At 73.3% G+C, this 12259-nt stretch carries 7 protein-coding genes; 4 read left to right on the forward strand and 3 right to left on the reverse strand.

Going from position 1 to position 12259, the window contains the following annotated elements; all coding sequences use genetic code 11:
• Positions 1–178: 178 nt before the first annotated feature.
• From FE634_RS00280 to FE634_RS00290, 3 genes are all read left to right on the forward strand, one after another.
• Complete coding sequence (locus tag FE634_RS00280) at positions 179–2953, forward strand: DEAD/DEAH box helicase (RefSeq protein WP_262347519.1); 2775 nt, start codon at positions 179–181, stop codon at positions 2951–2953.
• A 30-nt stretch (positions 2954–2983) separates the two neighbouring features.
• Positions 2984–3691 (forward strand): SWIM zinc finger family protein, encoded by a 708-nt coding sequence (locus tag FE634_RS00285; RefSeq protein ID WP_137293087.1) that lies wholly within the window; start codon positions 2984–2986, stop codon positions 3689–3691.
• A gap of 208 nt (positions 3692–3899) precedes the next feature.
• Positions 3900–7493, forward strand: coding sequence for a M14 family zinc carboxypeptidase (locus tag FE634_RS00290; protein WP_187366775.1), 3594 nt, complete (start codon positions 3900–3902; stop codon positions 7491–7493).
• Between the two features lie 72 nt (positions 7494–7565).
• On the opposite strand, the gene FE634_RS00295 is transcribed toward FE634_RS00290, so the two are convergent.
• From FE634_RS00295 to FE634_RS00305, 3 genes are read right to left on the reverse strand one after another with little or no spacing between them, the layout of a single operon-like run.
• Complete coding sequence (locus tag FE634_RS00295) at positions 7566–8144, reverse strand: TetR/AcrR family transcriptional regulator (RefSeq protein WP_137293085.1); 579 nt, start codon at positions 8142–8144, stop codon at positions 7566–7568.
• Between the two features lie 50 nt (positions 8145–8194).
• Positions 8195–9277 carry a homoserine O-acetyltransferase MetX gene (metX, locus tag FE634_RS00300; RefSeq protein WP_148240226.1) on the reverse strand — a complete coding sequence of 361 codons (1083 nt, stop codon included), beginning with the start codon at positions 9275–9277 and terminating at the stop codon, positions 8195–8197.
• 18 nt (positions 9278–9295) lie between these two features.
• Positions 9296–10582 carry an O-acetylhomoserine aminocarboxypropyltransferase/cysteine synthase family protein gene (locus FE634_RS00305; protein WP_137293083.1) on the reverse strand — a complete coding sequence of 429 codons (1287 nt, stop codon included), beginning with the start codon at positions 10580–10582 and terminating at the stop codon, positions 9296–9298.
• A 150-nt stretch (positions 10583–10732) separates the two neighbouring features.
• Here FE634_RS00305 and FE634_RS00310 point away from each other — a divergent pair, with 150 nt between their 5' ends.
• Positions 10733–12256 (forward strand): carboxyl transferase domain-containing protein, encoded by a 1524-nt coding sequence (locus FE634_RS00310; RefSeq protein ID WP_137293125.1) that lies wholly within the window; start codon positions 10733–10735, stop codon positions 12254–12256.
• Positions 12257–12259: the final 3 nt, after the last annotated feature.

A 12259-nucleotide genomic window follows, 5' to 3' on the forward strand; every position in this document is an offset into this window, starting at 1 on the left:
GACGGCCTCGTCCCGCTCCCGTCCTCCACAGGCCTCCCCGGAGCACCTCTCCCAGCACCTCTCGCAGCGCCCGTCGGCGCGCGCGTCGGGTGCCGGTGCCGGCCCGACCGGGGAACGGGTCGTCGGTGCCGGCCGTTACCGTCGGTGTCCCTGCCGTCACCGCTCCCCGAGGTCGCCCGTGAGCTTCGTGCCCGTCACCGGCGTCGCGACCTTCCGCGCCGCCGACCCACCCCGCGACAGCGTCGTGGAGTTCAGCGACGACCGGCGCACGATCGCCCTCCCGATGCGGGCCGCCCTGCCGGTGCTCACGAAGGCGCGCGGCCGCGACGACGTCCACCCGAGCGTGGGGCTGCTCGCCGGCGCCGTGCTGCTCGGCATGCGGCTGGTGGCGGCCGGCAAGTTCGGTCCCGGGGCCGACCTCGCGAGCTGGCGGGTCGCGCCCCTCGACGAGGCCGACCGCGCCCGCGTCGAGCAGCTGGCCCGGGCCCGGGCCCACGACGACCTCGACGTCGCGTCGGCCGCCGACGTCGTCCGGCAGGTGCTCGACGCCGTCGCCGACACGATGCCGCGCAGTGCGCCGGTGAGCCCGACCCGCCGGCCGGCCGGCGCCGGTGCGCCACCCCGGCCACCGGTGCGGGCCGGGGCGGGCGTCGACGCCTTCGCCGAGCGGCTCCAGGCCCGGATCGCGCGGCACCGCACGCCCGCCGCCCGCGCCGACCTGCCGCAGCTGGTGCGGATCTCGCTGCGCGTCGAGGCCGACGAGGAGGAGCTGGTCGGGGGCACGCTGCGCGTCGTCCTCCAGGTCCACGACGAGCAGGACCCGCTGCACGTCTGCGACGCCGGCGTGCTGTTCACCGCGGGCGGCGACGAGCACGGCTTCGGTGACCGCGCGCGCACCCACGCCAGCATCGCGCTGCGCAGCGCGGCCGACGCGTGGCCGGTCCTCGACCGGCTCCTGGCGCTGCGGGTGCCCGACGAGATCACCCTCGACACCGACGAGCTGGTCAGCCTGCTCGACCACGGCGTCGGTGCCCTGGGCGAGCGTGGGGTCGACGTCCTCTGGCCGCGCGCCCTGGGCCGCGACCTGAGCTCGACCGCCGTCCTCGACGCGACGCCGCGGCAGGGAGCGGCCGCGTCCGGGCACCGCGAGGAGCCGCTCAACGAGCCGTTGCTCGGCACCGAGACGCTGTTCAGCTTCCGCTGGCAGCTCGCCCTGCACGGTGACCCGCTGACCGCCGAGGAGATGGACGCGCTCGCGCAGGCGGCCTCGCCGGTCCTCCGGCTCCGCGGCGCCTGGACCGTCGTCGACCCGAGTGTGGCCCGCAAGGCGCGCAAGCGGCTGATCCGCACCGTCAAGCCGGCCCAGGCCGTCGCGGCCGCCCTCACCGGCGTCGTCCAGGTCGAGCCCGACGTCGACACGTCGGTCGTCGTCGGGGCCTCTCTGCTCCGGGTCCGCGAGCGGCTCACCACGGCCGCCACCCGCGAGCCGGTGGAGCCGCCGGCGGCGCTGCGGGCCGAGCTGCGGGAGTACCAGCGGCACGGGCTGACCTGGCTGGCCGAGCTGACCTCGCTCGGTCTCGGTGCGTGCCTGGCCGACGACATGGGGCTCGGCAAGACCGTCACGCTCATCGGGCTGCACCTGCACCGGGTGGCCGCCGGCCACCCGGGACCCACCCTCGTGGTGTGCCCGGCGAGCCTGCTCGGCAACTGGGAGGCCGAGATCCGGCGCTTCGCCCCCGGCACCGCCGTGCGGCGCTTCCACGGGTCGCAGCGCAACCTCGACGGGCTGGGTGGGCCCGACGGGCCCGAGGAGCAGGCGCTCGACGGGGCCGGCTCCGGCTTCGTGCTCACCACCTACGGCACGATGCGGGTCGACGCGAGGACCCTGGCCGCCGTGCCGTGGGACCTCGTGGTCGCCGACGAGGCGCAGCACGTGAAGAACCCCGCCTCCTCGACCGCCCGAGCGCTGCGCACCATCCCGAGCGCCGCCCGGGTCGCGCTCACCGGCACGCCGGTGGAGAACAACCTCACCGAGCTCTGGGCGATCCTCGACTGGGCGATCCCCGGCCTGCTCGGCAGCCGCAACGCCTTCCGCAAGGCGTGGGCCGCGCCGATCGAGTCCGGGCAGGAGCCGACCCGGGCGCGCCAGTTCGCCGACCTCGTCGAGCCGTTCCTGCTCCGGCGCCGCAAGTCCGACCCCGGCATCGCGCCCGAGCTGCCGCCCAAGACCGAGACCGACCACCCGCTCACGCTCACCCGCGAGCAGGTCGTCCTCTACGAGGCCTTCGTGCGCGACACGATGGAGCGCATCGAGCGCGCCGACGAGGACGCCCGCCGCGGCATGGTGCTCGCCCTCCTGACCGGCCTCAAGCAGATCTGCAACCACCCGGCGCAGTTCCTCAAGCAGTCCGGCGCGGTCCGGCTCACGGGGCGCTCGGAGAAGCTCGACCTCCTCGACGAGCTCGTCGGCACGGTGCTCCCCGAGGGCGGGGCGCTGCTCGTGTTCACCCAGTACGTCGCCATGGCCCGGCTCCTCGAGTCCCACCTCGCCAAGGCGGGCGTGCCGCACCAGCTGCTGCACGGCGGCACCCCGGTGCGCGAGCGGGAGGCGATGGTCGCGCGGTTCCAGGCCGGCGACGTGCCGGTCTTCCTGCTCTCGCTCAAGGCCGGGGGCACCGGGCTCAACCTGACCCGCGCCGACCACGTCGTCCACGTCGACCGCTGGTGGAACCCCGCCGTCGAGGAGCAGGCCACCGACCGCGCCTACCGGATCGGCCAGACCCGGCCGGTGCAGGTGCACCGGATGATCATGCGCGGCACCGTCGAGGAGAAGGTCGCCGAGCTGCTCGGGCGCAAGCGGGCGCTGGCCGACGCCGTCCTGGGGCGCGGCGAGCAGGCCTTCACCGAGCTCGGCGACGACGAGCTGCGCGACCTCGTCGAGCTGCGCCGGTGACCGGGCGGGACGGGTGAGCCGGGTGAGCAGGTGAGCGCCGCCGTCGTCGCGCACCCGCCGATCCCGGCGCGGCGCGGCGCCGCGCGCGCGACGACCTGGTGGGGCAAGGCCTGGGTGCGTGCGGTCGAGGAGGCCGCCTACACCGAGGGCGACCTGCGCCAGGGCCGCTCGATCGCGCGGCGCGGCAGCGTCGGCGGGATCTCCCTGGCCGCCGGCCGGATGGTCGCGGCCGTCGCCGACGAGCGGGTCCAGCACGGGCTCGTCACCGTCGACTGCCGGCTGCCGGTCCTCGACGCCGAGGGTCTGGCCGGCCTGGTCGAGGTGGTGGCCGCGGAGTCCGGCCGGGTGGGCTCGCTGCTGGCCGGCGACCTGCCGCACGGCCTGGTCGAGCACGCCGACGAGGCCGGGGTCGAGCTGCTGCCCGACGGCCACGAGCTCGAGGCGTCCTGCACCTGCGTCGGCTGGCTCGACCCCTGCCCGCACGCGCTCGCCGTCCTGTCCCAGGTCGCCTGGCTGGTCGACGCCGACCCGATGGTGCTGCTGCACCTGCGTGGCCTGCCCCGCGACGACCTGCTCGCCCGGCTGCACGCCCGCACCGTCGCGCCGCCCTCCTCGCTCGACGACGACCAGGACGACGAGGCCGGGCTCGACTCCGCCGTCGACGCCGCCGCCCGCGCCGTCCGCATCCTCGAGCTCCTCGACGCCGGCGACCCCGGCCCCATCGACCACCTGTTCTGACGGCGGGGTGAGGGCACCCTTACCACGATTCGGCGATCGACGCCTCAGGTCCAGACCAGTCGTTGACGGTAAAGCACTTGCCTGGTTGGTTTCCCTTACCCCCCGACGTCCTTGGTCGTTCCCCCTTCGTCGACGTCGGCCCCACCGGGCCGACGCCGAGTCCGGTGCGCCCCGAGGACCTCTCCGCCACCATCCCGAGGAGCGGTACGTGTCCCGATCACCCCTGAAGAGACAGCGCGGTCGCGCAGCCAGGATCGGCGTCGCCGTCCTGGGCACGGCCCTGCTGGCGAGCACCGCGCTCGCCGGCACGAGCAGCCAGGCCGCGCCGGCCACGGCGGCGCCCGACCCGGAGGTCGTGCTCGAGCGCTTCCCCGACGAGTCGACCAAGGTCGTCGAGGTCGAGCTGGCCGACACCGCCGAGCTCGACCGGCTCGTCGCGACCGGCGTCGACCTCGACCACGGGGTCGAGCAGGAGGGCGACGTCCTCGTCGTCCGCGCCGTCGTCACCGACACCGAGATCGCCGCCCTCGAGCAGGCCGGCTACACGATCGGCGAGACGCTCTACAGCGACGCCGACTCCGAGCGCGCCTTCGCCGAGCGGGCCACGACGATCGCCAGGACCACGAAGGCCGCCCGGAACTTCGCGGCCGACGCCACCCACGAGGACGTCTCCGACGTCAAGATCGTGCGCGCCGACTACTACACCTCCTTCGGTGTCGGCACCTTGTCGGTCGAGGCGAAGTGGGCCAACGGCCTGAGCGAGAACACCCCGCTGACCGTCGAGCGCGACAGCGGCCCCGGGACGCCGATGGGCTCCGGTGGCACGCAGGTCATCAGCCGCTTCGTCGACGCCGGCGCCTACCTCTACCACCGCGGCGCGTCCAACGTGATGACCGACGAGAAGGGTGGCGGTGGCCGCCTGCCCGTGCGCCCCGACCAGATCCGCATCACCAGCCCGTCCGGTGACGTCGCGGTCGCGAAGGTCCGCGACTGGCTGCCGACCGGGTCGGAGAAGGACCCGTTCAAGGGCGCCGGCTACCAGCAGGACTTCGTCAACAGCTACCTGACGCCGACCGACCTCTACGCCCGCATCAAGCAGCTCGCGGACACCTACCCCGACATCTCCGAGCTGGTCGCGCTGCCCAACCAGACCAACGGCTACCGCCGCAAGGCGATGGCGATGCTCGAGCCGACCAACCGCCTCGTGATGACCGTCGGCACGACCACCGTCACCTCGACCTACGCCGCCGGCACCGCCGCGTGGGCCCCCACGGCCATCACCCCGGCCGGGTTCCCCGCCACCGCGACCACCGCCCGCCGGGTCACCGCGCAGGGCGTGGACCCGGACGTCGCCGCCCAGGCCTGCCAGCCGCTGTCCTCGCTCGCCAACACGATCGCGGTCGTCGAGCGCGGTGGCACCTGCACCCTCGAGGCGAAGGCCCTCGCGGCCCAGACCGCCGGTGCGGTCGCCGTCCTGCTGGCCAACAACACCAGCGGTGCGGGCACCGCCCCGAGCGGCGCCGTCGCCGGCGTGACCATCCCGGTCGTCGGCATCTCCAACGCCGACGCCGCGAAGATCCGCAACGCCGGCAGCGCGTCGGTGCAGCTCTTCCCGGGCACCACGCCCGGCAACGCCTCGCGCATCGGCATCGAGACCCTCGCGTGGGGCCACGAGGGTGGCAACGACGTGACCGCGCAGATCGCCGACCCCGGCGTCGCCTCGTCGCCGCTGTCGGTCTCGGTCACCGACAACTTCATCAAGGTCAACGCCCGCACCGACGCCTCCGGCGCGATCATCAGCAGCGCCGCCGAGGTGATCGCCGCCCTGAGGACGAACGACGCGGCGATGGACCTGGTCGAGGTCTACACCTACCGCGGCAACACCGGTGAGGGTGTCGTCTCGGCGACCCCGGTCATCCGGCTGAGCGACAACCTGTCCGCCCCGCAGTCGGTCTCGCGCGAGCCGCAGACCGTGTGGGCGATCAAGATCGGCAAGACGCGCGACGGCTCCAAGCCGGGCGTGCTCGCCTACGCCCAGGAGCACGCGCGTGAGTGGGTGCCGCCGCTGGTGACGCTCGAGACCGCCGAGCGCCTGCTGCGCAACTACGACTCGCACGCCGGCACCCGCGAGCTCGTGGACAACCTCGAGATCTGGATCGCGCCGTCCATCAACCCCGACGGCGGGCACTACTCGTTCTACGACTTCGCCTCGCAGCGCCGCAACATGAAGCGCTACTGCGTCGAGGGCGGCAACAACGACGTCCTGGCCCGCAACCAGTGGGGCGTCGACGTCAACCGCAACTTCGAGATGTACAGCACCTTCGACGGGTACTCCGGCGCGACGCCGTCGACGGTCAGCTGTACCAGCGACACCAACGCCGGCCCGGCCGAGCTCTCCGAGCCGGAGGCGCAGAACGTCGACTGGATCATGGCCCACCCGAACATCAAGTTCTCGATGAACATGCACTCGTCGGGCAACTACTTCATGTGGGCCCCCGGCGCCTACAAGACCGCCGACCGCGAGGCCTCGCCGCGTCCCTCGGTCAAGGAGGAGGCGTTCTTCTGGGAGGCCTCGGAGAAGATCCTGACCGGCATCAAGCGCCACCGTGGCCTGTCGGTCACCCCGGCCCGCACCGGCCCGATCATCGACGTCCTCTACTCGGCGGCCGGCAACTCCGGTGACCAGGCCTGGTACAAGTACGGCATCTACGGCTGGAGCTTCGAGGTCGGCAGCACCTTCCAGCCGCCGTTCCGCAACCCGAACCTCACGCCGGTCACCCCGGCCGAGATCGGCGTCGCCAACGCCAAGGACGAGACCCTCGAGTACGCGAACGGGCTCATCGAGCTGGTCCGGGTGGCCCGCGACCTCGACCTCGACGTCACCCCCGCCGAGTCCACCCTCGTGGTCACCGAGACCGCCAACGACCCGACCAAGGTCAACGTCCGGATCACCAGCAACGAGTCGGCCGACATCCACTACACCCTCGACGGCACCCAGCCGACCGAGGCGTCGCCGATGATCCAGCCGGCGTCGGTGCGCGAGCCCGGTGAGAAGCTCGTCGTGGACAAGGGCACCAAGATCTACTGGTACTCCGAGGACTCCGCCGGCAACATCGAGGCCGGCTACGACCCGACCAACCCCGCCGACACCCGCTACCGCAAGGGCATCGCCCAGGTGGGCTGGGCGCCGTCGCAGGCCGCGCCCACGGTCACGCTGAGCGTGAGCCCGGCGTCGGTCAAGGTCGGCCAGAGCACCGCGGCGTCGGTGACGGTGACGGCGACCAACGAGTTCGGCCTCGCGCCGAGCGGCCAGGTCGTCCTCACCGCCGGCGGCCAGACCGTCGGCGCGATCACCCTCGGCGCCGACGGCACGGGCACCGCCCAGGTCGGGCCGTTCGCCACGGCCGGCACCCAGCAGGTGCAGGCCGCCTACGCCGGTGACGACCTGACCGCCGCCGGCACCTCGGCGCCGGTCCCGGTCACCGTCACCGCCCCGGTCGTCGCCCCGGTCGCCTCCAGCGTCGCGGTCACCAAGGTCGCGCCCGGCAAGATCAAGGTGCGGACCACGCAGGCCAAGGTCACCGTCAAGGTGACCGCGTCCGGTGCGGCCGTGTCCGGCAAGGTCGAGGTCCGCTCCGGCGGCGCGGTCATCGGCACCGGCAAGGTCGACAGCACCGGCCGGGTCGTCATCACGCTGAAGAAGTTCGCCAAGGCCGGGTCGAAGACCCTCACGGTGCGCTTCCTCGGGACGCCGACGGTGAAGGCGTCGAGCACCACGAAGGTCATCCGCGTCGTGCGCTGACCCGGAGCAGCTCGTCGGGAGCCGGTGTCGCCTCGGGGCGGCACCGGCTCCTGCGCGTCGCGGGGGAGCCGGTCAGGCCCGGTCGACGCCGAGTGCGCGCAGGGCCATCCCGGCCAGCAGGTCGTGCATGGCGCCGTCGGGCAGCAGCCCGCTGTGCGGGGTGGAGTTGATCAGGCCGAACGCCGCGTGCGCCTGCGACCGGGCGGCGTCGAGCGAGAGCGGGCCGCCGGTGCCGTCGAGCAGGCGGAGCTGGGCGGCCCAGAGGTCGACGTAGGAGCGCTGCAGGGCACGCACCTGCTCGCGGGCGGCGTCGGGCAGCGAGGACCAGTCGCGGTCCTGGACGACGATCAGCGCGCGGCGCCCGAGGGCGAACGAGACGTGCCACTCCACGAGCCGGGCGACGGCGTCGGCGGGGCCGTCGGCCTGCGCGACCCGCTCGCGCCCGACCGTCAGCAGCTCCTCGCTGATCGAGACCAGCATCTCGGCCAGGACGGCGTCCTTGGACGCGAAGTGCTTGTAGAGCGCCGGCCCGGAGATGCCGCACGCGGCCCCGAGGTCGGCGACCGAGACGCCGTGGAAGCCGCGGCGGGCGAACAGGTCGGCGGCCGTGGCCAGGATCTGCTCGCGGCGGGTGGTGGTGGCCCCGGTCATGGGGTTCAGGTTAGCGATCGCTAACGCCCCGGGTCCGGGGCGTCCACGCCTCACCCCGGGTGCCGGACCAGGTGCTGCCGGACGACGTCGTGGTAGCCCGGCGGCTCGAGGAGGAACGAGTCGTGCCCCCACGGCGAGGCGATCTCGACGTGGCGGCTCCGGGCACCGGCTGCGGCGAGGTGGTCGTGGATCCGCCGCGACTGGGCGGTGGGGAAGCGCCAGTCGGTGTCGAAGGAGACCACCAGGAAGTCGGTGCCCCCCGACCCCGCCCGGGCCGCGGCCCCGGCGTCCGAGAACGGGTCGAAGTAGTCCATGACGCGGGTCAGGTAGAGGTAGGAGAGCGCGTCGAAGCGCGCGAGGAACACCTCGGCCTGGTGGTCGAGGTAGGCCTCGACCTGGAAGTCGGTGGCGTGGGTGGGCGGTCCGTCGGCGATCCGGTCGCGCCCGAACTTGGCCTCGAGGGAGCCCTCGGAGACGTAGGTGATGTGGGCCATCCGGCGGGCCACGGCCAGCCCGTGGTCGGGTCGGCGGCCGCTGCCGACGTACCGACCGCCCTGGAAGTCGGGGTCGCGCATGATGGCGTCGCGCGCGACCGCGGAGAAGGCGATGCCCTGCGCCGAGAGCCGCGAGGACGCCGCCACCAGCACCGCCCGGTCGATCGCCGCCGGGTCGTCGACGGCCCACTGCAGCACCTGCATGCCGCCCAGCGAGCCACCGATCGCCGCGTGCAGCCGCTCGACGCCGAGGTGGGTCAGCAGGCGCCGGTGCACCGCGACGAGGTCGCGCACGGTGAGTAGGGGGAAGTCCAGGCCCCACGGGCGTCCGGTCGCGGGGTCCGGCGACGACGGCCCGGTGGTGCCCCGGCAGCCGCCCAGCAGGTTGGCGCACACGACGTGGAAGCGATCGGTGTCGAGCGGGCGCCCTGGCCCCACGAGGTTCGCCCACCAGCCGCCCTCCCCGCCGGCGTGCGCGTCGCCGGTGAGCGCGTGGCAGACGAAGACCACGTTGTCGCGCGCCGGGGCCAGCTCGCCCCAGGTCTCGTAGGCGACCTCGACGTGGTCGAGGTGCCCCCCGTGCTCCAGCACCAGCGGGTCGTCCCCGGTCGCGAGGACGACCCGCCCGGCGTCGGTCATGCGGGGCTCACTCGGGGCTCACTTGCTGGCGGCCAGCGCCTGCTCGAGGTCGGCGATCAGGTCGTCGACGTGCTCGATGCCGACCGAGAGCCGCACCATGTCCTCGGGCACGCCGGCCGCCTCGAGCTCGGCGGGCTCGAGCTGGGAGTGGGTCGTGGTGGCGTTGTGGATGGCCAGCGACTTGGCGTCGCCGATGTTGGCCAGGTGCGAGAACAGCTCGAGCGCCTCGATGAAGCGCTTGCCGCCCTCCCGCCCGGACCGCACGCCGAAGCTGAGCAGCCCGCCGTAGCCGCGGCCGGTGAGGACGCGGTCGGCGACGGCCTTGTACGGGCTGTCGGGCAGACCCGGGTAGCTGACCCACGACACCTCCGCGTGGGCCGAGAGGAACTCCGCGACCCGCAGCGCGTTCGCGCTGTGCCGCTCCATCCGCAGGTGCAGGGTCTCGAGCCCCTGCAGGAACAGCCAGGAGTTCATCGGCGTGATCGCGGCACCGGTGTTGCGCAGCAGCACGGTGCGGGCGCGGATGATGAAGGCGAGGTTGCCGACGGCCTCGGTCCACACGACGCCGTGGTAGGCGCCGTCCGGGCCGGTCAACCCGGGGAACCGGTCGGCGTGCGCGGCCCAGTCGAAGGAGCCTGCGTCGACGATGACGCCGCCGATCGAGGTGCCGTGCCCGCCGATGAACTTCGTCGCCGAGTGCACCGCGACGTCCGCGCCGTGGTCGAAGACGCGCGCGAGGTACGGCGTCGGCGCGGTGTTGTCGACGATCAGGGGGAGTCCCTGCGCGTGCGCGGCGTCGGCCCAGGCGCGGATGTCGACGACGTTGATCTTCGGGTTGCCGATGGTCTCGGCGAAGACGAGGCGGGTGCGGTCGTCGACGGCGGCGGCCAGGTCCTCGGGCCGCTCGGGGTCGACGAAGCGCACGGTGATGCCGAACTGCGGCAGCGTGTGCGCGAAGAGCGCGTAGGTGCCGCCGTACAGGGTGGAGAGGGCGACGATGTTGTCGCCGGTGCCGGCCACGTTGAGGACGGCGTAGGTCGTCGCCGCGGAGCCGGACGCCGTCGCGAGCGCCCCGACGCCACCCTCGAGCTGCGTCATCCGCTCCTCGAAGACCGACTGGGTCGGGTTCATGATCCGCGTGTAGATGTTGCCCGGCTCGGCGAGCGCGAACAGGTTCGCGGCGTGCTCGGTGTCGTTGAAGACGTAGGACGTCGTCTGGTAGATCGGCACCGCGCGTGCGTTGGTGGTCGGGTCGGCCTCTTCCTGGCCGGCATGGACCGCCAGGGTCTCGGGACGGAAGGACATGCGGAACGCTCCTCAGGTCGGGGTCCCCATCATCTTGAACCACACTGAATCACTAGACATACGCGGTCCGAGGGGTGGGCGGTCAGGGACCACCCGCCAGCGGCGGTGGACGGGTTGGTTAACGATCGCTAACCTGGGCGCGTGAGCGAGATGAGCGACCTGGTGGCCGACCTGCGCGAGCGGTTGGCCGTCGCCCGGCTGGGGGGCAGCGAGGCGGCGCGGGCCAAGCACACCGGCCGCGGCAAGCTGCTGGTGCGCGACCGCGTCGACCGGCTGCTCGACCCGGGCAGCCCCTTCCTCGAGCTGAGCCCCCTCGCCGCGACCGACATGTACGGCGGCGCGGTCGCCAGCGCCGGCGTGGTGACCGGGATCGGCCGGGTGCACGGTCGCGAGGTCGTCGTGGTCGCCAACGACGCGACGGTCAAGGGCGGCACCTACTACCCGATGACGGTCAAGAAGCACCTGCGCGCCCAGGCCGTCGCCGCCGAGAACCGGCTGCCGTGCCTCTACCTCGTCGACTCCGGCGGCGCGTTCCTGCCGATGCAGGACGAGGTGTTCCCCGACCGCGAGCACTTCGGCCGGATCTTCTTCAACCAGGCCAACCTCTCCGCGCGGGGCATCCCCCAGGTCGCCAGCGTGATGGGCTCCTGCACCGCCGGCGGCGCCTACGTGCCGGCGATGAGCGACGAGACCGTGATCGTCAGGGACCAGGGCACGATCTTCCTCGGCGGCCCGCCGCTGGTGAGAGCCGCGACCGGCGAGGTCGTCAGCGCCGAGGACCTCGGCGGCGGCGACGTGCACGCCCGCCGGTCGGGCGTGGTCGATCACCTCGCCGACGACGACGCCCACGCGCTCGCGATCGTCCGCGGGATCGTCGACACCCTCCCGGTCGCGCCCCCGGCGCCGTGGGAGGTGCGGCCGGTCGAGGAGCCGGTGGTCGACCCGGCGACGCTCCACGACGTCGTCCCGACCGACACCCGCACGCCCTACGACGTCCGTGAGGTCATCCGCCGCATCGTCGACGGCAGCCGGTTCGCCGAGTTCAAGGCGCTCTACGCCGAGACGCTGGTGACCGGCTTCGCCCACGTGTGGGGCCACCCGGTCGGGATCGTGGCCAACAACGGCATCCTCTTCGGCGAGTCGGCCCGCAAGGGCGCGCACTTCATCGAGCTGTGCAACCAGCGCGGCATCCCGCTGGTCTTCCTGCAGAACATCACCGGGTTCATGGTCGGGCGCGAGTACGAGAACGCCGGCATCGCCCGCGACGGCGCCAAGCTGGTCACCGCGGTCGCCTGCAGCGTCGTCCCCAAGTTCACCGTCGTCATCGGCGGCTCCTTCGGCGCCGGCAACTACGGCATGTGCGGGCGGGCCTACGACCCCCGGTTCCTGTGGATGTGGCCGAACGCCCGGATCTCGGTGATGGGCGGCGAGCAAGCGGCGTCGGTGCTGGCCACCGTGAACCCGAACCTCACCACCGACGAGGAGGTCGAGGCGTTCAAGGCCCCGATCCGCGAGCAGTACGAGAGCCAGGGCTCGCCGTACTATTCGACCGCCCGGCTCTGGGACGACGGCGTCATCGACCCCGTCGACACCCGTCGCGTCCTCGGCATGGGCCTGGCCGCCGCCGCGCACGCGCCGGTCCCGGCACCCTCCTACGGCATCTTCCGGATGTGATGA

It is taken from the genome of Nocardioides sp. S-1144 (assembly GCF_005954645.2).
Taxonomy (GTDB): domain Bacteria; phylum Actinomycetota; class Actinomycetes; order Propionibacteriales; family Nocardioidaceae; genus Nocardioides; species Nocardioides dongxiaopingii.